We start from the raw sequence: 24,687 nt of genomic DNA, 5'->3' as shown, positions 1-24,687 counted from the left end.
TGGACAATAAATAAGTGGGGTGCTTTTTATGAAACTAGGAACAACACTCTTTTTAAAGATAGCTGTCATTCTTATTGGACTGCCTGTTCTTGCTTTGTGCATCTTTTTTGTGCCTGAGATAGCGAACTTTGCAGCAGAATTATATCCGGATATGACTTATTTGAAATATCTCGTTTTAATCGATTTGTATGCATCGGCGATACCTTTTTACTTTGCTCTATATCAAGCCTTTAAACTTTTAAGTTATATTGACAAGAACAAAGCTTTCTCGGAATTATCTGTAAGAGCTTTAAAGACAATAAAAAATTGTGCAATCACAATCAGTGGCTTGTATGTGGTAGGCATGCCGCTCTTTTATCTCATAGCGGAAATGGACGACGCCCCAGGTATCATATTAATCGGAATGGTCGTCATTTTTGCTTCATTGGTGATTGCAGTCTTTGCTGCTGTCCTTCAAAGGCTTTTACAAGAAGCCATCGATATAAAATCAGAAAATGACTTAATAGTCTGAGGTGAAAAACTTGGCGATTATAATCAATATTGATGTGATGCTGGCTAAAAGGAAAATGAGTGTTACAGAACTTTCCGAGAGGGTTGGAATAACGATGGCCAATCTTTCCATATTGAAAAACGGTAAGGCAAAAGCGATTCGATTAACAACTTTAGAGGCGATTTGTAAGGCTTTAGAATGTCAACCCGGAGATATATTAGAATATCGAAATGATGAAGACACCCAAGATTGAAAAAGTGGAAGAACAAGAAAGACTTCAGCAAAGGGGAGTCACTTAACCATTAAAAAAATGGAGGCACCAATCATGAGAGCACTGAAACAACTCGTTCGTTTTGGTTGGGAGCAAGTTTTATCATGCTTGTTCCCTGCCGTTATTTTTGCCTCTTTGGCTATTACAAAGTTCATACCGCTTCCCTTCCTGCCGCGGTATGACTGGCTGCTCATCATCTGCCTTCTGATGCAGTGGTGGATGGTGCGTTCCGGGCTTGAAACAAAGGATGAACTGAAGGTCATCACACTATTCCACCTTATTGGACTTGCTCTTGAACTTTTCAAGGTACATATGGGCTCCTGGACTTATCCAGAGGAAGGTTATTTCAAAATTTTTGGAGTGCCGCTGTATAGCGGATTCATGTACGCAAGTGTAGCGAGTTATCTTTGCCAGGCGTGGAGGAGGTTAAAGGTTGAACTGGTCAAGTGGCCACCGTTTTTGGCCGTTGTATCTCTTGCTGCTGCGATTTATTTGAACTTTTTCACCCACCATTATTGGATTGATGTTCGTTGGTGGTTATCTGGACTTGTCATCATCGTCTTTTGGCGATCATGGGTCACATACGAGGTTGGCGGAACTCATTATCGTATGCCAATCGCGCTTTCATTCGTTCTCATCGGATTTTTTATCTGGATAGCCGAAAATATCGCAACGTTCTTTGGAGCTTGGGAATATCCAAACCAAACCGATGCATGGAGTCTCGTTCATTTAGGAAAGGTAAGTTCATGGCTCTTATTAGTGATTGTTAGCTTTCTTATAGTAGCGACGCTAAAACAGGTTAAGGGGAAAGATTCCACTAAGATGGATGCAAGTCAATTTTTATAAAAGGCTGTTTTCGCTACTTTGTTGCTATTTACCAAGTAAAGGGGTGTGGTTGATTTCCCCTCCAGATGCTCGCTTTCCGCGGGGCGGGCGGTGAGCCTCCTCGGCGTAAACGCCTGTGGGGTCTCACTTGTCCCACTGCTCCCGCAGGAGTCTCGCACTTGCGTTCCAATCAACCTTAAATCGTTTCGTTTTTAAAAACAACAATCTTTACGAAAAGAGCCTTATAAAAAGAAAATTCGGCCTTCGCGTGAAAAACAAATTGGGTGAAAAGACGGCACATAATGAACATATATGTGCCGTCTCTGATTCTCTAAAATCTTTTATAAAGAATTGTGGTGTCCTAGTCCTTTTTTTCTTCTGAATTTCCACGAAAAACATTCCTATGAAACAAGTTTTAATCCCACTGCTGCGCCAAGGACCATGGCTATAAAAATGACCCTTCGCCAATCTTTGGATTCCCCGTAGAGGAGCATCCCGATTATCGCTCCGCCCGATGCACCGATCCCTGTCCAGATTGCATAAGCCGTCCCCATCGGCAAGGTTTTCATGGCAAAAGCAAGAAAGAGGAAACTTGCTCCGAATCCGATGAATAACAGCAGCAAGGATTGCCAATTACGGTCTTTGTGCAATTTATTTATCATCGCAACCCCAAACATTTCAAATAGCCCCGCTAAGATTAAAGAGACCCAAGCCATTATGATTCAGCCCCTTTCTCAGCTTTATCATCAGTCACTAATTTCAAGCCGATCACTCCTGATAATAAAAGGAGGATCAATAGCGTTTTGCTCAGCTTGAAGGATTCCCCAAAGAAAATGATTTCGGAAAAAACGGTCCCGGCCGTCCCCATTCCGACAAAAACGGCATATACCGTTCCGACAGGAAGCTTCCTGCCAGCCATTATCATCAAATAAAAACTGATGATGATCGAAATGACCGTTCCAGACCAAGTCCAAATGTCATCTGCATGTTTTAAGCCAATCACCCAAAATACTTCAAAAAAAGCTGCAATGAATACTTTAATCCAGTTTGTGCTCATGAAATACCGCACCTCCGTTTTTATTCTTTACCAAAAAAACAAAAAAAGCCCAAGAGATAACCGTTAAACAGTTTCTCCCAGGCTTTTATCCTTCCGTGGCACAGCATGCTGTGAGTTTTCTCTCGGACCAGACCAGCAATAGACGCACTGCGGAACCCTAGAAAACATTTGACATATGCAATTACCTTTCATTATACATACTTCTTGAACTTACTCAAGGTAAAAGTTTAATGAAAAAATGGATGGTGAGCTTTTTGCCGCAATAAAATATTGTAAAAGCCCCGATAAGATTCGGGGCTCTTTTTGACTTGCTATTTAGGCACTCACTATCCGTTTCCGTGATGCACCTTCTTTTTTATGTGATACATAGCTATGCAGGATCATTCCTATGATGACGATAAAGATGCCGAACCACGATAACGGAGAAGGAATCGGTAAAGATAGGAATAGTAATTCGCCAGCCAGTGCAAAAAGGACCTCCATCGATTGTGTAGCTTCAACGGAAGCTAATTTCTGCATATTTCCGCTTACCAAATCGGTCGCCTTGAAAAAAAGGACTGTGGCGATGACTCCAGAAAATAGTGCCACCAATAGGGATTGGAAACTTTGCATCTTCGTCGGTGCCCCTACTGTAAAGAAACCGTACAATGAAAGCAGAAACCAGAATGGCAGACTCGCCAAAGTCATTCCCAATACCCGCTGATAGGCATCCAGGCGTCCTTCGGATACCTCCATCATTTTGCGATTTCCCAAAGGGTATGCAAACGAGGCGATGACGATTGGAATCACTCCCAGCCAAAGATTGGCCATTGAAATGTGCTTGGTATGTTCCAGCTGCATCAGGATGATTCCAAGCAGGATGATCATGGACATGAGGAGGCCTTTCACAGAAACCCTTCCTCTTTGCCTTTCGAGCCCATCTTTCGTTTGGACAGTCTCAAAAAACAGCGGCGCAAGTAATGCACCCGAAATGATCGTGATTTGCCAAGTGCCGGCAATTAGCCAGCCTGGTGAGTAGGCGGATGCAAAGCATAATGGAGCATAAAATAACCCAAAGCCGACAAAACTCCATAGCAGCCAAGGACCTGGCTTTTCTCTCATCACTCGTAAAAGGGGAAGCAGATTTTTTCTGCTTAACACGATACATAACAGAAAAGGCACCATAAAGATATAACGCAGCGAAGCACTCCATATCCAGCTTCCGCCAGATAACTCCATTGCCTGATTTAAAACAAACGTAAATGCAAAAAAGAAAGCGGAACAAATACCTAATATAATCGGACGCAATTGACTCACCTCAATCTGTTTTATGAGTCAGTAAGACTCTGGAAGCATGGCAATCGCTTCGTCTTTCTGAACGACTTTCAAGAAATATCCACTGCGTCAAAAGTGGAATGTGAATTTTCGGAATATTATAAGCGATCAAATTAAATTGTCCTTCAAAAGCAATAGAAAATCAACAGGATTCTTTGAAACTAGCGAAATTCCTTCTCCATGATTCGACACGGAACGGAAGAAATGGTCTTTGGAGTTAAATGAAGACGTTTCCATTTTAATATTTAAATTAACAAAATGTACCATTGATACAAGCGAGAAACGTTGTTATGTCGCGGATTATGAAGGGATTACTAATATTTTATATAAAAATCATATAGAGGCAGATAATATATGAAGATACGAGAATTGACGAATATGGTAGGGAGTGGTATCTTTATAAAAGTGCAAATAATGTCGAATGGTGACGAAATATTAAATGCAACATTCGCAAGAAAGTTAGTGGGGTAAATTAAATGAAATCTACAGGTATTGTACGTAAAGTTGACGAATTAGGACGGGTAGTCATTCCAATTGAACTGCGCCGAACATTAGGAATTAATGAGAAAGACGCTCTGGAGATTTATGTAGAACAAGAGCGCATCATCCTTCAAAAATATAAACCAAACATGACTTGCCAGGTTACAGGTGAGGTTTCCGATGACAATATGAAACTTGCTGATGGTAAATTAATACTTAGCCCTGAAGGTGCCGAACTTCTTATTAAAGAAATTCAAGCCAGCATGGAAACTGCTAAATAATTAATATACTAGATATATAGCATCCAAGTGTAGGGAAGGTTTTTTCCCTACACTTTTTTATATTAAATGGTGAAATAATAAAAATGGTTCGTTTCACGGACGAAACCAATTTTTTCATAAAGTCTTTGTGCGTTTACATTATCCTTGCCTGTCTCCAGTGAAACCCCTTTGGCACCTGCTTCGCGTGCAAAAGTGATGGCCGCGTTCAACAACTCCTCGCCAAAACCCTTTTTGCGGGCGGACTCCTTCACGAATAAATCATTCAATACCCATGACCGCATCATACTCACAGATGAAAAAGAAGGATATAATTGTACAAAACCAATAGGATTTCCTTCATCATAGGCCATGAAAATCACAGACTCCACATTTGTCAGCCTTTCCCTTAAAAACTCCCTTGCACGACCAGGATCGGATGCTTGCTCATAAAACACTCTGTATAAATCAAAAAGTTCGGTCAGTGATTCCAGCTCATGCAATGTAGCCTTCTGTATGCTCATAAACGGCCCCCCTAATTATTAGAATACTCTAAATTTATCATTTATTCATGCTTCCCGCCAAATTCAAAGCCACATTTTCCGGCGCCAAAAATCAGGATGGATCCCAAAAAGGCACCATCCTGATTTCATTTCATCATGAAGCGGGCAATATACCAAAGTTGAGCAGTAAACTCATGGATGATAGCTCGTGAGTTTGGAGCAAATACTCGTGAATTATGCCGATTTACTCGAGAAAGGAGCATGATTCATAGAATGCAGCAGCAAACTCACGAAATATAAGCGTTTACTCGTGAGTTTGGTCGATTTACTCGTGAGTTTAGATCAAATACTCGTAAGTTTGGAGCAAATACTCGTGAATTATGCCGATTTACTCGAGAAAGGAGCATTACTCATAGAATGCAGCTGCAAACTCACGAAATATAAGCGTTTACTCGTGAAATTAGAGCAAATACTCGTGAGTTTGGTCGATTTACTCGTGAGTTTAGATCAAATACTCGTGAGTTTGGAGCAAATACTCGTGAATTATGCCGATTTACTCGTGAAAGGAGCATGATTCATAGAATGCAGCAGCAAACTCACGAAATATAAGCGTTTACTCGTGAGTTTGGTCGATTTACTCGTGAGTTTAGATCAAATACTCCTAAGTTTGGAGCAAATACTCGTGAATTATGCCGATTTACTCGTGAAAGGAGCATGATTCATAGAATGCAGCAGCAAACTCACGAAATATAAGCGTTTACTCGTGAGTTTGGAGCAAATACCGATTTACTGATGAAAATGGAGCAAATACTCATGAAATTGGCCAATAAAATCACAAACTTATTCCTTCATTATTCGAGTGGTTTAGCTTCTAAACCGCCTGTATTATGGATGTGAACCTTAACGTTTATATCATGTAGTGAATCCTTATCTAAGTAATCCTTCGGCTCAATTATATGATTCTTTTGCCAGTATTTTGTCTCTTTGATATAAAGGATTTTGCCTAAGCTTAAAGGGTCTGCGTTCTTTTGAATCCCTTTCATGAATGTTGATTGGATTTCTTTTTTTATTTGGCTTTCGAATTTTCGTTTTATTTTATCGATATCCATTTGGGTATCAAGCCCCAGAATTTTACCTGATACGTCAACGTCAATAACGAATTTGTACTTTCCATCCTTAAGAACTGGCTTTACTTGATAATGCGGATGGGAGAAAGATGCATAGATGTCTTGCTTATTCACGTTAATGTTTACGGGAGTTTTGTTGGTCCTTTTAGTGAGCCAGCGTATGCCGCTCAGTTCCTTTTCAGAGAACCAGGGCTGGGATACTTTATAATAAATGGAAAATGCACCATCCATATAGATGCTTTTTCTTTTTTTATCTTTTTCTTTCCATACTGTATCGTTCCAGGAAATGGAGGGAAGGATGGTCGTTGATGCTTTTTCCCGCTGGTTAGAATAATACTTTTGAACCGTAATGGGCTCGATGTATGATCGATTACGATAGATATCTTCTGGTAAATATAATGTCGTGTATAATGGTGACAAATTAAAATAACCGTTAATGGAGAAAAGCTCATCTATGGAACTTTTTGTGCCAAAGATATTGGCTGAGTACCTAAGTAATTGATTTCTGTATATAAAATCCACTATTTCTGTACTTTGCTGCTTCAATACATTTTCACTGATGACAAATGTGGAAACATGCCCGATATAGAGGGCCTGTTGAGTATTCTGCATTAGTTTATTAACAGCGATTGAGATGGAACGCCCTTTTTCTTTCCCTACATATACGGGCGGGGCTTGAGAGGGCTTTGCCTCTGTTTTAGCTACCGCAGCGAAGTCCACAAGTTGAGTATATACAATGTATTCCCCATCTTTGAAATCTATCCCGATGGCCGTTATATAATGGAAGTCCTGGATCGTTTTCTCATCCCAGCAGCCAGAAAGTAAAAGGAATAGAGGGATGGCCAATAATATTTTGCAGATGCGGAACATGGCTCTACTGCCCCTTCCTGGTTTTATCATTAGCGGCCAAGGATCGTTTGCTCAGGGAAGTCCATGGCCTCATTATGAATGAATCCAGTAGTTTAGAGAATATTGGCGGGTTCATTCCGCCAATATATGAAATCCCGAATGAATCAAGCCTGGATAGTAAAGTGACAATGGTAAGGAAACCGATTATCGTACCGTAGATTCCATAAATACAGCTTAGTAACAGCACAAACATACGCAGAATCGTTACGACCCCTGTTAAAGACTGGTTTACAAGAGTATACGATGCGACAGAGGTTACGGCAGTAACCACAAGCATGGTTTGTGAGGTCAGTCCGGCCCTTATCGCGGCATCACCGACAATGAGGCCGCCTACAACAGCAACTGTCTGCCCAACCGCTTTAGGTAACCTGACTCCGGATTCACGGAATAATTCAAATAAAAGGAGCATGAGAATGAATTCCATGGTGGCGGATAAGGGAAGTCCAAGCCTTGAAAGGGTGATGGTGGCCAATAACGGGAATGGCACCTGTTCAATGTTGAAAGCGGAAATGGATATCCAAAACCCGGGCAATAATATGGTAATGCCTAGCCCCATTAAGCGAAGCAGTCGCTCAAGGCTTACAAATAGATAAGGAAGATTCGAATCTTCTGCTGTTTTTATTTGCAATAATAATGTAGAAGGAGCCACGATTATTGTTGGCATTCCGTCCACGATTAGAATGAATCTTCCTTGGTTGAGTGCTTCCACTGCAAAGTCGGGGCGACTTGTATAATGAGTGAGTGGAAAGATACTAAATTTACCGTTTGTGATCAATTCCTCCAATTGTTGGCTGCTCACCAATATATCAATATCCAGGGAGCTGATCTTGGACCTCACATTTTTGACCAATTCTTTATCAATGATGTCATCCATGTACATTAGTGCGACTTTCGTTTGGCTGCGCCTGCCGACGATAAAGTCTTCATAGGCGAGAGATTTTGTTTTTAGCCGTTTTCTGATTAAAGCGGTATTCATGGATAAATCCTCGACAAATCCATCTCTTGGTCCTCTTACAGAGACTTCGAAGGAAGATTCCTCAGGCTGCCTGTTCGGAACATTGGACAAATTTATTGAAAATAACTTTTGGGTTGATGGGATGAATAATAAGACATTCCCGGAGAAAATCAGCTGCTGGACGCTATTGAATTCACTATCAATCGTCACTCTAGTCAAATCTATCAATGGCTTTAGCTTGTTGATTGCCTCTTTTTCATCGATTCTCTCATCCATTTCCATCATTTTGTTTAACTTTTCCAAAATCCCCTCGTTCAGTAAACTGGTATCTGCCATACCCGAGCAATAAAATATAAGGACAGGAATGGGTCTTTCGGTTTCTCCAATATAAATCGTGTCAAATATGATATCCGAGCTTGAACTGAATAACTCCCGAAATGTCTCCTCCTTTAATTCAGGCAGGGTTGGTTCATTTTTGGATCGTTTCATTCTCATGTCGTTTACCCTCCTTAGATCTAATGAACGTGCCGATAAACAAAAAGGCGGACAAAAGTAACAGGAAATAAAAAGCGCCAGGATAATAAAATGTTTGGGTCACATGCAAAAATTCGAAATTACTGAATGGTACGATGGAGATGACAACCATGAGAAAGCCGACAGCGAAAAGAATTCCGACCTTCATTTTTTCCGTTTTCCTATTAAAGATTTCCGTTATTAAGAATAATCCCAGTGAAACACGGATATAAGCACCAGCAAGCCATTGATAAATGGAAAAGAAATCTGTATGTTCAATATATTTTCCAATAGTCAGCAGACGCCACTGTTCATAGGCTGGGTACCTCATGGCTTCGGCTAAGGTCGGTCCGAATTCGGCAAGTGCAGCTGTTAATGGGCCTAGAAGTAAAAATAATAAACCGAGGCAAATGGAAACCAATACTTTCCAACTGACTTTATCAGTAAGCTTTTCCTGGAAAAAAGAGATTAAAATCAGTTCGGCAAGACCATAACCAGAATACTGCAAGGACTTAACGCCTTGAAAATAGCCATTCTCGAAAAGGGGAAGGAGGTGGCTATAGTCTTTTGTCGGTATATTTCCGGTCGCAACGAAAATGCCAAGAATGACGACAATGGGCAATAATACAGAAGAGCAAATGGCGATGGAGCGCATACCTGAATGGGCAAGGAATATGCATAGCAGTGTAAACGGAATGATAATCGCTAAACTTGGGGTTTCAAAAAGGAAGCTCGTCGTGATCCAATCAATCGTTTCCTTGGTGGTGGCCAATACAAGACTGATCAGATAAATCACGATAAAGAATAAAACGATATTTTTAATAGGTTTCCCGAATCTATTATCAAGCCAATTTGTCAGGGATCGATTATTCATATTCTTGATTATCTTCGATAATATGTAGACCCAAACCGGTATCAATCCAATAGTCAGGATAGAAAAAAACCAAGAATCCCTTCCGCCGGTGGATAGAAGGAAAGGGATCAACATAACGTGATTAAGAAGGCCGATTGATAAAAAGAAGATGCTAAGAGTTTGTATCGAACTGATTTTCTTCAAGATGATCCTATCCCCATTTCCATTGTTTAAAGTTTGGGATGATGCAAATGCCATTCTTTTGTTATGGTTGCTAAATGTGGAAATAGTATACGTGATAACGATTGGATTAATATTCCTGCGGGAATGGAAGCATGAACAGGCTTGCAAAACAAAGAATGGCCGGTAAAAAGGATTTGTCTCAATAAAAAAAGAATATAGAATATATACTGGATGCTATTTATATTGAACATCAAGGGGGAAGGAAGATGGATTTAAGATACCCGGTTGGAACGTTTCAGTTTGACGGGCAAATTACTAGTGATGTGGCCTGGGGGTGGATCAACGAGATGGAAGCTTTGCCTCGGATGCTGCGGGAAGCGGTAGGTAACATGGATGATGAAAGGCTTGATACGGCTTATCGGCCTGGAGGATGGACGGTCCGCCAGGTGGTGCATCATGTTGCCGATAGTCATATGAATGCGTATATTCGCTTCAAATTGGCCCTTACGGAAGAACGTCCGGTCATTAAACCGTACGAAGAGACGAAATGGGCAGAACTGCCTGATTATGATTTGCCGATTGAAGTTTCTTTATCGCTAATAGAAAGTGTACATATCCGGATGTGCAACCTTTTATCGGGTCTTCATGCAGACGACATGGGCCGAACATTCATCCATCCTGATTCAGGAGAGGTGACGGTCGGTGAAAATATAGGCATTTATGCTTGGCACGGACGCCATCATCTGGCCCATATTACTTCTTTATCAAGGCGCCAGGGATGGTGAATATGATCGTTTTGCCTGAAAGGTTGTGGTTACTGTGAATGCTGAGTTGAAAATCGAACAATTAACATCAATCGAATCCCACCTTAATGAACTTTCGGTTCTTTTGATGCGGGTTGTGGAAGATGGCGCGTCCATTGGTTTTTTACCTCCCATGAAACGGTCGGAGGCCATTGATTACTGGAGTGGCGCCTTAAATCCTGATGTGATTCTGTTTGTCGCTAAAATACAGGGTGAGATTGTCGGGAGCGTACAGTTACATGTATGTTCAAAGCAAAACGGCAGCCATCGTGCGGAAATCGCAAAATTAATGACACATACTGGTTATAGGCGAAATGGAATAGGCCGTTCACTTATGCTGGAGGCTGAGAAGAAGGCCAAGCAGGAGGGACGGACATTATTGGTCCTGGATACAAGGGAGGGAGATCCTTCTAACGCCCTGTATACTTCATTGGGATATATTCAGGCAGGCAGGATCCCTGATTATGCGAAATCTGCAAATGGTGAATGCCATCCAACCATTTTTTATTATAAAAAAACGAATGGAATGGGGGGAAATATATGCAAGCTGTAATCGAAAAACAAGGTAAGGGGATTATTGCAAGATTCGATCGCCTGCTCAATCATTCGGTGGAAAAGGTATGGAGTGCTTTAACGGAGAATGATAAGGTGGAAAAATGGATGTCCAACCTGGAAGTGAAGGATCTTCAAAAAGGCGGGACCATCAAATTCAATTTCAATGATGGGTCAGGGGAATCTTTTGATATGAAAATTAGGGATTTTCGGGAATCTGCCGTTTTAGATTTTGATTGGGGTGACGGCTGGGTTCGTTTCGAGGTATCCCCTGAAAAGGATGGATGCTCATTGGTATTGAAAGAATCCATCACGCCGGTTAATGATCATACATCAAAGGATTTGGCAGGCTGGCATGTTTGCCTCGAAATGTTGAGTGATTTACTGGATGGTCATCATCAGGACTTCCCGATGGACGAATGGGAAAAATGGCATAAGGAATATAGGGCCGCCGTCGAACGACTTGATGGATGAATGGAATGCAGGTGAATAAATAAAACCGAAGTGATGTTATGACTGTAACTTTTTAGAAAAGGGTTTTGCCATCCAGTTGACTTTAAAATAGAAGAATGATCAAGGGAAATACATTACCTATCCAAGGAGGTCAGAGGGGTGATTCTCCATTATATTGACCAAACCGAAGGCCAGTGGGAGGTTATTTTTTATACTTTCAGATAGGTTCTGATCCATTCACGCTAAACACAGGCATATAGCCTGTGTTTTTTTAGGGCATTAAGAAAAAAAAATATTGAAATTGAATAAGGGGTTTGAGAGATGAAATCATTAAACAAGTAAAGGACAATTGGAAAAAGAATTCACACTTTTTCTAGGCAGTCAGACCATATTAGATTATCCTTAAAGTTTTTTACTGAAACCCTCAATGTATTTCTGAAATCAACTGGGGTTCGAATTGTCTAAAAACTGAGGCCGTCATATTCGGTCTACAGTATGTAAGGGGGAATCGTGTTCTATCAAATCTAAAATAAGGCTCTTTTTGTTAAGATTGTTGTGTTGTTTTTTAAACGAGACTATTTAAGGTTGATTGGAGTGGAAGTGCGAGACTCCTGCGGGAGCAGCGGGACAGGTGAGACCCCACAGGCGTTTACGCCGAGGAGGCTCACCGCCCGCCCCGCGGAAAGCGAGCATCTGGAGGGGAAATCAACCACACCACATTACTTGGTAAATAGCAACAATGTATGCGGAAACAGCCTAAAATAAAGGTGAGCGGAAAGCGAGAGCCCTTTGTTCCATAAAATTGTACAACTGACTTTGTTTTTCGGGACATGAATGCATTATTTTTTCGTATCATTTTCACTGACATGCATTTCTTGTTTAATTTCATTCATTCTGTTTTTTCCCCACTCATACATCATTTCAACGATTGGCAGTAAGGTCATTCCAAGGTCAGTCATGGAATATTCGACTTTGGGAGGGATCTCGGGATATACCTCCCGATGGACGACTCCGTCTTCCATAAGTTCACGTAATTGATTCGTTAAGATTTTATGGGATATTTTTGGGAAAAGCCTTTGAAGATCACTGAATCGGTGTGGGCCTTCTACACCTAAATGCCATAGAATGACGATTTTCCATTTACCGCTGAATATGGATAAAGTAAGTTCTTTTTCGCAATTATAATAGCCGTTTAAGATCTTTTCTTTGATTTCATCTCTTAATGTTTCTGACATGGACAATAACTCCTTTTTAATTTTACCAGTAACCTTTAGGTAACCTCCGCACATAAAAGTGCATTCTTCACATCGTCGATTACCAGCGTTACAATTTGAGTAGTCATCAGACAATTCAATTCAGGAGGCAATATATATGAGTAAAAAAGCATTACTAATTATACCACCAGAACGTTTTAATGAAGATGAATTATTTCAGCCGAAAGAAGTCTTGGAAAATGCAGGAGTGGCAGTAACGATAGCCAGTACGAAAACAGGTGAAATAAATGGGGACTATCAAGGCAAGGCGGTAGCTGAGGTGATCTTTTCTGATGTTTCGGCCAGTGATTATGATGCAGTTGCAGTAATTGGGGGATCAGGTACGAACGATCATCTATGGGGCAACCAAGAATTGCAAAGTTTTTTGAAACAAGCGCATGAGCAAAAAGTTCTTGTAACGGGAATTTGTGCAGGTTCTGTTACTGTAGCGAAAACGGGCTTACTTTCTGGCCGCAAAGCTGCTTGTTACCCAGTCGATGTTCAAATTGACGAATTGAAAGCCAATTCCGTTGAATATGCAAAACAGCATGTCGTTGCGCATGATGATATCATCACAGGTGATGGTCCGGATGGTGCAAAAGAATTCGGAGAAAGCTTAGCCGCAGCGTTACGCTAACTCTATTATAACCCTTATGAAACCCTTGGATTCTATTCAATCCAAGGGTTTTTTGATTTTTTCGTACATATCCAGTGACGGAAATTGTGGGTTTTTAGACAGATTAAAGCGAAAGGTTTATTTTTTAATAGCAATTATGTATTTAGACCTACTATTTTATTCTTTATTGGCAATTGACAAGGGTTGATTAGGTATATAGTATGTTTATGTGGAAAAATAAAGTAAGTGATCGTAAATAAGGAAGGGTCCATTTTGAGCATAGATTGAATCTTTGTTTTCACACAGGTAAGCAAGCGCATTTGCAGGTCAAATAAAAGGGGGAAATTATTAATGGGAAGTTCATCGGTTGATAAGAAAGAAAAAGTAAAGAGAAGGATATCGCTCCGGATAAAATGGTTATTATTTATATGTACATCCGTTTTTCTCGCTATAGTCGTATCCGTTTCGATAATGGGGGTGAAAGTGACCTCCATTTTTAAAGAAGATAGTATATCCATAAACAAAAGCTCGGCAAAAAATGCGGCGTCACAAATCAATTTAAGCATGGCCACATATGAAAAATCGCTAGAGCAGTTATCACAGCTGGTTTCGAATCAGATCAAGAATGGTGATTCAATCAAGGATATCCAAAAAACGATAGGGGCATTTCAAAAGAATAATGAAGATCTAATTTCCGTTTATTATATGGATGGAACGGATGGTTCCTTGTATGCCTCGCCCCAAATGGATTTCAATCAGGATGCAAGGGAAACTAAGACTTATACGCAGCTGACCGAAAGACCAGAAACGAAATGGATGGATGTATATAAGGATAAAGTTTCAGGGATGATCATGACTTCCGTTGTCACGCCCGTTTTATCGGACGGAAAAATGGCAGGTGCCCTCGGTTATGATATCGACCTTACGACAATCGGGAAAATGAGGTCAACCATCGAAAAAGATTCTACTAGCAATCTGGTGATCTTGGATTCACAAGGTTTTATCGTGAGTTCATTCATGAAGGGGATGGACGGGAAGAATATGAATCCTGAAAAAAGCGGCATGGAAGAAGGGGTGGAAGATTTCATTGCGGATACTGACCGATTCAATTCAGAGTTCAAGTGGGTGGCCGACATGTATAATGGGGGCATCAAGGCGAATCAAGCCTTGACGTTGGATGGTGAAGATTATACAGGTGAATGGAGTACGGTCCCTGAAGTGAACTGGAAGGTGCTGGCGCTCACGCCAGACAGAATACTGCAATCAAAGCTGGATGACATTAATAGAATCATAGTGATTTCAGGTATTCTAGGTCTTTTACTAGGGATGGTATGTGCTCTTTATCTAGCAGGAAAGTTAACGAAAATCATGGCCGACTTCCAAAGAATCATAGAAAAGACGGCTAGCGGGGATTTAGTGACCGAATTTGCCGTTAAATCCAATGATGAGATTGCGGACTTAAGCAAAAGCTATAACTCGATGCTGGGGAAATTAAGAGGCTTGGTTGCCAAGGTAAAAGGCAATGCGGAATCGGTGACAAATGCCAATGCCGGCTTAAGTCAAATAGCTGCTGAAAATAGTGCGGCCATTACAGATGTCTCACGTGCGATAGAAGAGATTGCAGCGGGTGCATCGAATCAATCTGAACAGGTGGAGCATGGTGCGAGCACGATCCAGGTACTTGGTGGAGAAATCGATGGGTTATCAAAAAAATCGAGGGAGACCCAATCTGTATTGGAGCGTGCATCCGAAAATATAGAGTCAGGGAAACAACAGGTAAGTGGTTTGGAAACATCCTACCTTAAACTTGAAATGGCGTTCGCTGCAGTCACCAGCATGAGCTTAAGACTTGTGGAAAAATCAAAAACCATTTCCGATGTCACGAATGCCATTTCGAAAATATCGGAACAAACCAATTTGTTATCATTGAATGCATCGATAGAAGCTGCAAGGGCAGGTGAGTCCGGCAAAGGGTTTGCTGTTGTGGCGAATGAAGTACGGAGTTTGGCTGATGATTCAAAAGAAGCTACAAAAAACATTCAAGCCATCATTCAAAGCATTCTGTCAGATACAGAGGAATTGCTAAAAACGACCAATGAAACGAATCAAATCAGCAAGGATCAAAAAAATGCCGTAAACACGGTAAGTGAAGCCATGAAAGAGCTGGAGGATTCCATCGTGAGGATATCCAATTCGATTCGGGAAGAAGCAAGATCCATTGAAGGCATCAATCAACAAAAAGAAATGGTAATTAAAGTGATAGAAGAAATCACAGCCGTATCTCAGCAAACGACGGCTTCATCAGAAGAAATTGCCTCTTCCATGGAAGAACAAGCCGCTGCATCCAATGAACTCGCTCAATATACACAGCAGCTTACCCAGTTAATAACTGATTTGGAGCACACGCTCGGGGAATTTCAGATAAAGAAGTAGAGGAATGGAAAACATAAGCATTGCAAAAGGGGAGGCCGCTAAGTGGTCTCCCTTTTTGGTTGTATTGCAATATCATTCTGCAGGGACTGAACACTGATTCGTTGTACGGGGCTCATTCTAAGTACAAAATGACAACTTAGAAGGGCGGGTCAAGTATCCACGCTTTTTTTTCAAAGGGGAATAATATATAGGAATCGGACAAGTAGTAGGTATTTTGTTGTTATGCCAATAACGACGATAGTGACATTGCTCCACTTAGTAATGCAGCCGCATCACTCATTACTAGCTCTCCATATTCCATTGCAGGAAAACAAATAACTAGATTAAAAATCCTGGAGCCTCCCATGATGATGTAAAACATGGTGTCCATAAAGGGCGGAAAAACAGTGTACATGGCATAGTTTCATAGAAACGAGGGGAAGGCCATTTAAGCTTTCTCCTTATTTTCTTCTGCTAGATGATAGGTGATACCAACGGATTCGGGTTCTTGATCAAAAATCCATCACCTTCGTAATCAATTTCCGTTTGATCTGTAAAAGGGGAGTCCAATGGGTCTAGCAACATTTTTATATCATGTAAAACGAGTATTTCCTCGTAATCCTTTTTAGAGATTGCCAAGCTTAATGTATAGTTCATCTGGTTACAGCAAGGTCTATTTATGCCAAACCTTAAATACGTTTCCGCTCCCAAACTATGCTGCATATCTTTAATTGCCTGTCGGGCTTTCTCTGTCATTCTTATCAAAATATTCACTCCTATATTGTTAGCCACTTCATAAATAAGGCAGGCCGTTATGCACGTCATGACCGGGATTCCTTCCATCTAACATTACCCATTCTGCATAAAAAAATAAAATCCTCTAGGAATTCTTCGATTTCTCACTTATCTCGGGTGGGGTGAAATTTTACAGCGCTGATTTTTTGTGAAAATAGGCTAAAAGTTTTATTTGTCTCGCCGATATTATCGTTGTGATAGGTATTAAGGTGTATCTGATTGGGTGAATTATAGGATAAAAGATTCATATGATGGGATTTGCTTGAACATCGTAAATTAAAAAATATTTCAGGTATAAAGGAAGGGTTAAAATGTTTAATGGAAAAATAAGCTGTATGATACTTACATTGGTATTCATGGTTAGTTTCACTTTTTTACCTGGCTTAAAGGCCGAGGCGGCAGACCCTGTGCATACTGTAATCTCTGGCGAAACGGTAGAATCGATTGCCAGGACATATGATATATCGGCTGAGCAATTAATGAAAACGAATGGTTTACCGGATGAAAAGTTATTTGCGGGCCAAAAGTTGACAATCATTAAAACGGCGTATACTCCTTTCATCTATCAATGGTCGGAGAGAGGACAAAAAATTGCGAGGTATGCGAAATCTTTTATAGGGTTTAAAAAGACAGCTGGTGAGGAGACGCCTGAAAAAGGCTTTGATTCAAGCGGGTTGATTCATTGGGTTCTTTCCCAGCAAAATGTGCCGGTTGACCGTTTGACAGTGGATGGTTTTTATAAGCAAGGGATGGATACAGCCACTCCAAAAACCGGGGATATTATATTCTTTCTGGAAAAAGACACCTTAAAGGTCGTGACTGCAGGTATTTATGTCGGCAAAAACCAATTTGTCAATTCTGGATATGGCGCAGAAACGGTTCAGGTGAGATCCACTACAGAAGCTTACTTTGCCAAATACCAAGTGGCATACAAAACATACACGCCAAAAGGAGAGCATATCGTCCAAACGGGAGAAACGCTTAAAAGTATATCGGAGAATTACAGCATTTCCATGAAAACGATCAAAAGCCGTAACGCGTTAAGTACTGATGATTTGATGCAAGGGCAGTATCTTCAACTATACAGCAACCCGTTATATCCGTTTTATGTAGACCAGGAGGCTGCATATGATAAAGCATATGATGTCATCAAGTATGCATACACTTTACGCGGATTCCCCTATGTTTTCGGGGGAGACGATCCAATGACCGGAATGGATTGCAGCGGCTTCATTTATTGGGTCATGAAGGAGCAGGGTCTTACAGTAAAACGGGGCTCCGCAGAGGATTACTTCTCATTGCTGCCCAAAATCGAAAATCCAAAGGCAGGGGATTTAGTGTTTTTCAGCAACACAGGAACAAGGCTAGGTGTGACCCATGTAGGCATATATCTAGGTGATGGCCGTTTTCTCCATACAACGGAAAACGCAGGCGTTCATATCTCCAACCTTTCGTCAGGTTATTTTGCACAGAAATTCGAAAGCTTCGGTCAAGTTGCAAACCTGATGGACTAAGAAAGTCATTCACCCTGTTTATATTCAAGAGTCGCTTTTTCAATGGCAGTAACGAACCGTTTAAAAAGATCACATGGATTGGCCCTGTTCTTACTGGTAAAGTCATTACCTTTGAAAAAGCTTTTTCTAAGCTTTGTGGAAAGTTCCAATTGCACGCCTGCACCCATCTTGGATGAGTTGGTGATGTTGTTTCCTTTCATGCCTGAAAGGTGCTGCGGTGCATGATCAGTTTGAAATCCAGCTTTGCTGAGGTATTGCTGAATGAGGTTCTTATAGGGTTCGTTCCTTCCGCCGATGTAAACCAGCGCATTATGTACGTCGTAGTGGCCATGGATCGAAAGGGTGGTCTGAGCGTTCGCTGCCATTGAAACGCCGAACGGTTCATTGAACAAGCAGGATGTTATATGAAGGACCTGGTTACCCCTTAGTTTAAGGCCTTCGAAAAGATAGGTGCTTGCACAAAGACTCTCTCCAAGTGCGGCTGCAATCTCGCTGGTTCCAGGTTCGATGTTCCCGCCGTGTATGGCCAGAATTGCGATATCAGGATTCCTGTGATGAACGATGATGCGGTAATCGAGTTCTTCTTGTTCATTTTGCTGCAGTTCAATATAATCGGTATAGCTATTTCCATTCATGGTTATCCTCCGTAACTTGTAGGTAATTAATCTTCCATATCCGTTGAAGGCAAAAATAAAAAAAGCGGGGATGCCCCAGCTTTTTTTTATTTTTCGATAGTCGTATATTGTTCTATTTTCTGTTGCTCTTCGGGTGTTAACGTTTCTGTCCGTTTAAATGTATTCATGGTCACAAGAAGGGCAGCTATTAGAAAAACGGGTATAACCCAGCTTGTTATTTTTTTTACGATATTCATATTCTAAGTCCCCTTATACATCGCTAAAATTCATATGATATTTAGAAAAGGAGGGACTGGATTGCCCTTTTATTGCTGGGCTTTCCAGCTTCCATTCCTTCTTTTATCTCCAGCTCCGGATACTTGTCCATTTTTCTCATTTTTAACGAGTACTTGAACCCCGCCGTAATACATGGGGGAGATCTTCTGGATGACTTCATATCCTGAATTTTCCAATTCTGTTGTTATTTCATTCGAAAGCCTGGATTCCGTATAAATCTTATTTCCATCGTAGACGAACCGATTACGGTCGATGATATCCTGAAATGAGCCTTCATTCTCTGTATATGAATAAAGGACCTGCATCAATACTTGAGGAATTCTATCGCCGCCTGGTGAGCCGATCCCGATCGATTCCTGCCCTGGTTTCTTGAGAATGGTAGGAGCGGTGAAAGTTCTTGACCGTTTATATGCCTCTTGAGCGTTCAAGCCGGACCGGAAATTTTTCAATTGATCGTTAAGGAAAAATCCATTCGTATAATCACCAGATCCGAAAAAGTTACTGAGCGTATTTGTGGCGGAAACGACAGTGCCATACTTGTCCATGATCACAAAATGTGTCGTACTTTCATGTTCTTCGAAACCATTCGATTCTTTATTTTTCCATTTTTCACTTTTGATCATATTTTTTAGATTGTCCAAGTGAATAGGGGAGAGCAATTTTTCCGCCTTAGAGTGACTTATTCCATCCCCAATATTGGCGGATCGGTCTTGATAAGCAGTATCTGTTATGCCCCCCAATACCTTCATATAAGTTGATTTGCTAGCAGAATCACTGAGGTTCATTTCCTCGGCGAGCTTTAGCATTTCAAGAACGGTAATCCCGGAAAAGGGCGGAGGGGCGGTAAAAGCATCATAACCGGCAAATGTTCCATGGACCGGCTTACGTTCTTTCACCTCATAGCGCTTTAAATCCATCAAGTCGATATCTGTTTCTCTTTTAATATCCCGTGCGATTTCCCCTTTATAAAAACCATCAGGACCTTTCCTTTGAATCTGCTTCAATGTTTTAGCAAGTCTTTCTTGAACGAGGGTTTTGCCTGGTTCAATGGCATCGCCATCAGGATAAAAAAGTGAAGTCGCATCGGAAGATATCCTTGGCTGAGCTGCTTCTAAGCGTGATGATAACATTTTGTCGACTTCAAATCCGCCTTCAGCCAAATCTATCGCCGGCTGGAGAAGGTCTGCCATTGGTACGCTCCCATACTTATCACTTATAACCTGCATGCCGGCCACTAAGCCAGGAATCCCTGCATTGTGTCTTGAACTTGGGTCTTCCGGAGAGGATTCACGATAATCGATAAAATTGGGATTGCCGGATTTCGGTGCAATCAGCATACCGCCGCCGCCACCCACGCCAGATCCAAAAGGTTCAACTACACCTAATACATAGGATACCGCAATGGCGGCATCTGCCGCCGTACCACCATTTTTCAATATATCCATCCCGACATCTATTGCGATTGGATTTGAAGAACTGACCCCATATGATTGTTCCGTTTTACTATCTATCGGATCATTCGTGTCAGAAATAGGGGGGGTCTTCGAACATCCAGCTAAATATATGAGCAGGCAAAGTGAAATGAATATTTTCCAAGTCGCACGGTTAATCATCGATTACTCCCCCTTCTCGTTGAGACTCCAAGTTGTTTCTCATTTCACATAGTAGTATTCAATCGATCCTTACTGAATGGGCTGTATGTCCTGTTGTATAGCTTGTGCTGCCTTTTTCTCTTGTGCAGCTTTCTTTTCTTTTGCTTCTTTCGCTTCTTTTGCTGCCTTCGCAGCTTTTTCTTCTTGCTCACGTTGAGCCTTATGGTCGATTACCTTCTTGTGATCCAATGTAATCTCGATGTGATCCTCTTTTTTCGACCATTGGGTTTTTTCACTCGTTTCCTTCGTCAACTGACGGTAAACACGTGATTTGTCGATTGAAGTGGTAGCTGGCCTTGGTGTTGCTTCTTCAATTTGCAGTGGAACGACATCGACTGTAGCTTTTCCGTCTTCCGCTAAATGGTATTGAACCATGGCTGAATCCTTTGTGCGTGTCCAGCCTTGATCGAAAACGAAGTTTCCTAAGCTATAGAAAATGATTCCATCTTTATAAACATCAAACGATTGAAGCACATGGGGGTGATGGCCGATGATGACATCAGCTCCCGCATCGATTATCGCTTTAGCCAAGTCTGTTTGACGAGCGGTGGTAGATGTTGAATATTCTATTCCCCAGTGAACATTCACCACAACCAAGTCTGCGTTGCCTTGCTTGGCATCCTTTGCTTTTTCAATCATTTCAAATAATAAATCAGGGTTGGTGTTCAATATCCCGGCTTTATTACTTTTTGACACGGCATCCTTACCGTAAACATCTGTGAAGCCAAGTGTTGCGACACGCACACCATTAACATCCGTATAGTCGATGCTATTTTTAGCTTCGGTAGTGTTCGATCCAGCACCAACATAGTGCATATCCTCAGTTTTGAATTCATCAATCGTGTCAAGCAGTCCTCGTTCTTCATAGTCCATCATATGGTTATTGGCCAAATTCATCACAGTGAAGCCAGCATCTTTAACGGCTTTCACACCATTATTATTGGAGTTTAACCTGATAGCTGTGTCTGCTTCCTTGTAGTTGGATACCTCTTCTTTTAAAACGGGATGTTCATAATTCCCACTGACATAGTCTGAATCGGTAAAATAGGGCTTCATATAACGGAAGAGGTAATCATACCCATGCTTTTCCGTTACTTCTTCAACATAACGTCCCATCATCACATCACCGACCATCGTCATCGTCAATGGTTGATCAGTTTTTGAAGCGGTTGTTTTCACTTCTTGAGCCCGTCCCACCCAAGTGGTAATGACTAAAGCGATTAGTAATATAGGTAGTATGATTCCAGTGTATTTAAGATTCTTTTTCTTCGTGCGTTTAATAAAGATAAGTGTTTTTTCTTTTGCATTTAAATTCCGTTTCATTTTTTGCACCTCAGAATAGGTAGTACACGTTCATTAAACCGAAAGTCAAGCCGGATAATAAAAGCGTGCTGCCAAGTGTCAATGGCATTCCTTGTCTTTGTATGGTATTTGCTATCAATCCGGGTACGATTATACCGATTCCCCGAAACTCGAATATTTCAAATGGCATGACGGGGTAGACTAAATCCAATAGGAGTTTCAAGCAAATCCCGGTCACCATCATGGCTGCGAATTTTCTTCTTCCATATAAAATCACCCATCTTGAAAGGCCGTGGGCGACGATCAAATAAGTTACTATACTAATGGACAAGATGACCAGCATGATTTCCCATTGGTCAAATACTAATGCTAAATAACCAGGCACGATAAGTCCTGCGGGTACGACACCCGTCTTTTCTGAAAATATAAGGCTAAGCGTTACTCCCAGTACTAGGGCTACATATAAATCCGATCCAAACATTAAGGTTCCTCCTACTTAACTTGCTTTTTGCTTTGTTTTAGATTTCATGAATGCTTCAATTAAAGGTTCCGCTGCACCGTGAATATTCCCGACACCGTAGACGATGCGATTCTTCATCAATGGGCGGAGGCGGGCAACGATTTCTTCAGTTGACCAGTTTTCTAAATCCCAATATTCTTTTGTATCCAATTGACCTTGCTCGAATGCCCGAGTGATCGGTGATGTAGTTTCACCAATGGAAATGACGATTTCAGATTTTATGTAAGGCAATACATCTCTAGCAAACTGCTCTGTACGGTCCACGCGGTCGGGACGGCAATTCATGATGACGATAGGAGGTTCTGTGCTGTATCCGAACGTATTGACACGTTCCCAGATGTTCAGTGTCGATGACGCGTCATTTGCAGCAAAGCCATTGACAAAGAAAGTTGGCTGGATGGAATCCCCGAATTTGGTGATCCGCATGGCACCTGGATCGGGATGCGCATTCAACATTCCGCGAAAAGCTGTTTTTTCATCGATGCCCAAAGCTTCCGCAACGGCCAATGCCAGTGATGCATTATCAGGAAATACCATATAGTCGAATTCGCGTAGAAAATCTTCCGAAATTCTAGAATTGTCTGCAACGATTACTTTTGTGTTGCGTTCTTTGGCAATTTGCTTGAAAAAGTCCAAATATTCACTTTCGATGGTTACTAAGTGACCATTATAGGGAATGGTAGCAGTGAAAGCTTCAGCAACCTCATCCAAAGTCGGTCCCATTACATCCATATGGTCTTCCAATACATTCACGATTACGCCAATGTTTGCTTGGATCATTTTGTTTTGGAAGATTAATTGATAGTCAGGCTGTACGGCCATGCACTCACAAACCAGTGCTTCCGTGCCTAAATCGGCAACTTCTTTAACTACACGCCGCTGTTCTCCTATGTTGGGTCCTTCTGGGCGACGTACAATCGGTTTTTCCTTATCGGTAAACCAATAGATCATTCTTGCTGATGTTCCGGTTGTTTTGCCTACTGTTTTGTACTTAGCTTCTTGGATCACACCTGTAATTAGACGCGTTACAGTCGATTTCCCTCGAATCCCATTCACATTCACACGCACTGGGATGGAGTCGAGACGCTTCTGATGGCGCTTTTGTTCGAAAATGCCATAGCCAAGCAAAAAGATCGCACAAATAAATATCGGTGCCATTTTTTAACCTCTCTTTTTTTCAAATATTTGAATTACTGAATACACACTACATGATTTTAAACTTAATAGGCAAGAGCTAATTATTTTATTGTAATATAGTTTTTTTAGAGTTTTTCAAATAAATGTATATTAGGGTGTAATAGTATCTAATGGGATAAATTGTTTTATGAGTACAAAGTTATGTCTGGAAATCGGTGAAATACTCCGTTAATTTACACTAAATTATGGAAAGTTTAATAAAGATACCTTTTTAGTCAGAATCAAAGTAGTTTTATGAGCATTTGAACCTGATTCCTAATGGCTATATTTGAATAATAATTGGTTTTTAAAAGTGACGTTTATTACAGTTTGGTAATTGTTTATACCCATTGTTTGACATAAACGTAACAATATTTATGCATTTGTTATTCAATGTAAGATATTGCATCTAACGACTCAATTAGTTGAACTCTTTTGAATTTGATCAAAGATGAGTAAAAGAACACATCTCTTTTTTTGTGTATTTTCCGGTTTTTTCCTCAGAGAATACCCCGCGACTATAATGGAACTTTTACCTTAAACATGAAATAAACTAAAGTTAACCCATTTTTTTTAAAAAATACCTAGTTTCTTCTATAGATATAGTGTTTATAGAAGAATGAAATAGAAAAAAAGCTCAGAAGCATATCTGAGCTTTCGGCTTATATATTGTAAATGAATGGAATGGTCACGAATTTCCATTTTTCATGGAGATTTACCGTTTGTGGGTCTTAAGCTACAGCTTTTGGTAGCTGATTATGGAAGGAATCAGGTTAACTTGATTTCTTTCTGTCAGAAATCTCAAGGTTGGAGTCCTTTTTACCGCCATCAATCACATAAAGTCTAGGAGCTAATCTCCTTCTTTTTCCTTGATTGTCAGGATTCATCTTCATATAATTTTCATGTTCTTTGCGAAAGAATTCTTCGGTTTCCCGTTCCAGTGCTTTTCTTTCGTTAAAATCTGTTATGAATTTGAAAAAACGTTTCATAT

General features: G+C 40.9%; 27 protein-coding genes and 1 riboswitch. Of the genes, 11 read left to right on the top strand and 16 right to left on the bottom strand.

Annotated elements, in window-relative coordinates; translation table 11 throughout:
• Nucleotides 1–28: 28 nt before the first annotated feature.
• The 3 genes from N0M92_RS09940 (at nt 29) to N0M92_RS09930 (ending at nt 1,607) form a co-directional block, all read left to right on the top strand.
• Complete coding sequence (locus tag N0M92_RS09940) at nt 29–511, top strand: DUF2975 domain-containing protein (protein WP_260285556.1); 483 nt, start codon at nt 29–31, stop codon at nt 509–511.
• A 10-nt stretch (nt 512–521) separates the two neighbouring features.
• Entirely contained in the window at nt 522–743 is a 222-nt protein-coding gene (locus tag N0M92_RS09935; RefSeq protein ID WP_063232556.1) for a helix-turn-helix domain-containing protein, read from the top strand.
• Between the two features lie 72 nt (nt 744–815).
• Nucleotides 816–1,607: a DUF817 domain-containing protein gene (locus tag N0M92_RS09930; RefSeq protein ID WP_260285555.1), complete on the top strand. Its 792-nt coding sequence runs from the start codon at nt 816–818 to the stop codon at nt 1,605–1,607.
• A gap of 380 nt (nt 1,608–1,987) precedes the next feature.
• Here N0M92_RS09930 and N0M92_RS09925 read toward each other — a convergent pair whose 3' ends face one another.
• The 3 genes from N0M92_RS09925 to N0M92_RS09915 form a co-directional block, all read right to left on the bottom strand.
• The gene (locus tag N0M92_RS09925) at nt 1,988–2,302 is read right to left on the bottom strand and encodes a DMT family transporter (RefSeq protein WP_192206196.1); all 315 of its coding nucleotides are present in this window, start codon (nt 2,300–2,302) and stop codon (nt 1,988–1,990) included.
• Nucleotides 2,302–2,643: a DMT family transporter gene (locus N0M92_RS09920; RefSeq protein ID WP_260285554.1), complete on the bottom strand. Its 342-nt coding sequence runs from the start codon at nt 2,641–2,643 to the stop codon at nt 2,302–2,304. The genes N0M92_RS09925 and N0M92_RS09920 overlap by 1 nt, the downstream gene beginning before the upstream one ends.
• 72 nt (nt 2,644–2,715) lie before the next feature.
• A riboswitch (guanidine-I (ykkC/yxkD leader) is annotated at nt 2,716–2,815 on the bottom strand.
• A 143-nt stretch (nt 2,816–2,958) separates the two neighbouring features.
• The gene (locus tag N0M92_RS09915) at nt 2,959–3,930 is read right to left on the bottom strand and encodes a DMT family transporter (protein ID WP_260285553.1); all 972 of its coding nucleotides are present in this window, start codon (nt 3,928–3,930) and stop codon (nt 2,959–2,961) included.
• Nucleotides 3,931–4,433: 503 nt separating this feature from the next.
• On the opposite strand from N0M92_RS09915, the gene N0M92_RS09910 reads away from it, so the two are divergent.
• The gene (locus tag N0M92_RS09910) at nt 4,434–4,718 is read left to right on the top strand and encodes an AbrB/MazE/SpoVT family DNA-binding domain-containing protein (RefSeq protein WP_053536026.1); all 285 of its coding nucleotides are present in this window, start codon (nt 4,434–4,436) and stop codon (nt 4,716–4,718) included.
• A 62-nt stretch (nt 4,719–4,780) separates the two neighbouring features.
• On the opposite strand, the gene N0M92_RS09905 is transcribed toward N0M92_RS09910, so the two are convergent.
• Nucleotides 4,781–5,218 carry a GNAT family N-acetyltransferase gene (locus tag N0M92_RS09905; RefSeq protein ID WP_260285552.1) on the bottom strand — a complete coding sequence of 146 codons (438 nt, stop codon included), beginning with the start codon at nt 5,216–5,218 and terminating at the stop codon, nt 4,781–4,783.
• Between the two features lie 310 nt (nt 5,219–5,528).
• Between N0M92_RS09905 and N0M92_RS09900 the strand changes: the two genes are divergently transcribed.
• A complete protein-coding gene (locus N0M92_RS09900) occupies nt 5,529–5,771 on the top strand; it encodes a hypothetical protein (RefSeq protein ID WP_260285551.1) in 243 nt (80 codons plus the stop codon).
• A gap of 277 nt (nt 5,772–6,048) precedes the next feature.
• Here N0M92_RS09900 and N0M92_RS09895 read toward each other — a convergent pair whose 3' ends face one another.
• Genes N0M92_RS09895 through N0M92_RS09885 form a run of 3 tightly spaced genes read right to left on the bottom strand, consistent with a single transcriptional unit; the run spans nt 6,049 to nt 9,758 of the window.
• Nucleotides 6,049–7,194: a Ger(x)C family spore germination protein gene (locus N0M92_RS09895; protein WP_260285550.1), complete on the bottom strand. Its 1,146-nt coding sequence runs from the start codon at nt 7,192–7,194 to the stop codon at nt 6,049–6,051.
• Between the two features lie 4 nt (nt 7,195–7,198).
• The gene (locus tag N0M92_RS09890) at nt 7,199–8,683 is read right to left on the bottom strand and encodes a spore germination protein (protein WP_260285549.1); all 1,485 of its coding nucleotides are present in this window, start codon (nt 8,681–8,683) and stop codon (nt 7,199–7,201) included.
• Nucleotides 8,658–9,758, bottom strand: coding sequence for an endospore germination permease (locus N0M92_RS09885; protein ID WP_260285548.1), 1,101 nt, complete (start codon nt 9,756–9,758; stop codon nt 8,658–8,660). The genes N0M92_RS09890 and N0M92_RS09885 overlap by 26 nt, the downstream gene beginning before the upstream one ends.
• Before the next feature lie 245 nt (nt 9,759–10,003).
• On the opposite strand from N0M92_RS09885, the gene N0M92_RS09880 reads away from it, so the two are divergent.
• The 3 genes from N0M92_RS09880 to N0M92_RS09870 are packed head-to-tail and all read left to right on the top strand — an operon-like array spanning nt 10,004 to nt 11,566.
• Nucleotides 10,004–10,522 carry a YfiT family bacillithiol transferase gene (locus N0M92_RS09880; protein WP_260285547.1) on the top strand — a complete coding sequence of 173 codons (519 nt, stop codon included), beginning with the start codon at nt 10,004–10,006 and terminating at the stop codon, nt 10,520–10,522.
• A 34-nt stretch (nt 10,523–10,556) separates the two neighbouring features.
• Nucleotides 10,557–11,093 (top strand): GNAT family N-acetyltransferase, encoded by a 537-nt coding sequence (locus N0M92_RS09875; protein ID WP_260285546.1) that lies wholly within the window; start codon nt 10,557–10,559, stop codon nt 11,091–11,093.
• Entirely contained in the window at nt 11,081–11,566 is a 486-nt protein-coding gene (locus N0M92_RS09870; RefSeq protein ID WP_260285545.1) for an SRPBCC family protein, read from the top strand. The genes N0M92_RS09875 and N0M92_RS09870 overlap by 13 nt, the downstream gene beginning before the upstream one ends.
• Before the next feature lie 818 nt (nt 11,567–12,384).
• Here N0M92_RS09870 and N0M92_RS09865 read toward each other — a convergent pair.
• Complete coding sequence (locus tag N0M92_RS09865; RefSeq protein ID WP_192206190.1) at nt 12,385–12,780, bottom strand: winged helix-turn-helix transcriptional regulator; 396 nt, start codon at nt 12,778–12,780, stop codon at nt 12,385–12,387.
• Nucleotides 12,781–12,916: 136 nt separating this feature from the next.
• Here N0M92_RS09865 and N0M92_RS09860 point away from each other — a divergent pair, with 136 nt between their 5' ends.
• Both N0M92_RS09860 and N0M92_RS09855 read left to right on the top strand, forming a co-directional pair.
• Nucleotides 12,917–13,435, top strand: coding sequence for a DJ-1/PfpI family protein (locus N0M92_RS09860; protein ID WP_260285544.1), 519 nt, complete (start codon nt 12,917–12,919; stop codon nt 13,433–13,435).
• Between the two features lie 330 nt (nt 13,436–13,765).
• Entirely contained in the window at nt 13,766–15,847 is a 2,082-nt protein-coding gene (locus N0M92_RS09855) for a methyl-accepting chemotaxis protein (RefSeq protein ID WP_260285543.1), read from the top strand.
• Nucleotides 15,848–16,300: 453 nt separating this feature from the next.
• Here the strand turns inward: N0M92_RS09855 and N0M92_RS09850 are convergent, their stop codons facing one another.
• Nucleotides 16,301–16,669 carry a HesB/IscA family protein gene (locus N0M92_RS09850; RefSeq protein WP_260285542.1) on the bottom strand — a complete coding sequence of 123 codons (369 nt, stop codon included), beginning with the start codon at nt 16,667–16,669 and terminating at the stop codon, nt 16,301–16,303.
• A gap of 263 nt (nt 16,670–16,932) precedes the next feature.
• On the opposite strand from N0M92_RS09850, the gene N0M92_RS09845 reads away from it, so the two are divergent.
• A complete protein-coding gene (locus N0M92_RS09845) occupies nt 16,933–18,135 on the top strand; it encodes a C40 family peptidase (RefSeq protein WP_260285541.1) in 1,203 nt (400 codons plus the stop codon).
• Nucleotides 18,136–18,140: 5 nt separating this feature from the next.
• Here the strand turns inward: N0M92_RS09845 and N0M92_RS09840 are convergent, their stop codons facing one another.
• The 7 genes from N0M92_RS09840 to N0M92_RS09810 form a co-directional block, all read right to left on the bottom strand.
• Nucleotides 18,141–18,770 (bottom strand): poly-gamma-glutamate hydrolase family protein, encoded by a 630-nt coding sequence (locus tag N0M92_RS09840; RefSeq protein WP_260285540.1) that lies wholly within the window; start codon nt 18,768–18,770, stop codon nt 18,141–18,143.
• 86 nt (nt 18,771–18,856) lie between these two features.
• Nucleotides 18,857–19,006, bottom strand: coding sequence for a CapE family protein (locus tag N0M92_RS09835; protein ID WP_311202534.1), 150 nt, complete (start codon nt 19,004–19,006; stop codon nt 18,857–18,859).
• Between the two features lie 69 nt (nt 19,007–19,075).
• Nucleotides 19,076–20,659, bottom strand: coding sequence for a gamma-glutamyltransferase family protein (locus tag N0M92_RS09830; protein ID WP_260285539.1), 1,584 nt, complete (start codon nt 20,657–20,659; stop codon nt 19,076–19,078).
• A 69-nt stretch (nt 20,660–20,728) separates the two neighbouring features.
• On the bottom strand, nt 20,729–22,021 hold the full coding sequence (locus N0M92_RS09825) for a CapA family protein (RefSeq protein ID WP_260285538.1): 1,293 nt from the start codon (nt 22,019–22,021) through the stop codon (nt 20,729–20,731).
• A gap of 10 nt (nt 22,022–22,031) precedes the next feature.
• Nucleotides 22,032–22,481 (bottom strand): poly-gamma-glutamate biosynthesis protein PgsC, encoded by a 450-nt coding sequence (pgsC, locus tag N0M92_RS09820; protein ID WP_192206182.1) that lies wholly within the window; start codon nt 22,479–22,481, stop codon nt 22,032–22,034.
• A 15-nt stretch (nt 22,482–22,496) separates the two neighbouring features.
• On the bottom strand, nt 22,497–23,678 hold the full coding sequence (pgsB, locus tag N0M92_RS09815) for a poly-gamma-glutamate synthase PgsB (RefSeq protein ID WP_260285537.1): 1,182 nt from the start codon (nt 23,676–23,678) through the stop codon (nt 22,497–22,499).
• 791 nt (nt 23,679–24,469) lie between these two features.
• A complete protein-coding gene (locus tag N0M92_RS09810) occupies nt 24,470–24,685 on the bottom strand; it encodes a hypothetical protein (protein ID WP_192206180.1) in 216 nt (71 codons plus the stop codon).
• Between the last annotated feature and the right edge of the window lie 2 nt (nt 24,686–24,687).

Source organism: Peribacillus aracenensis (assembly GCF_025175645.1).
GTDB lineage: Bacteria > Bacillota > Bacilli > Bacillales > DSM-1321 > Peribacillus > Peribacillus aracenensis.
Note: the sequence above shows the minus strand (reverse complement) of the source record. Positions and strands in the feature narration are given on the sequence as shown.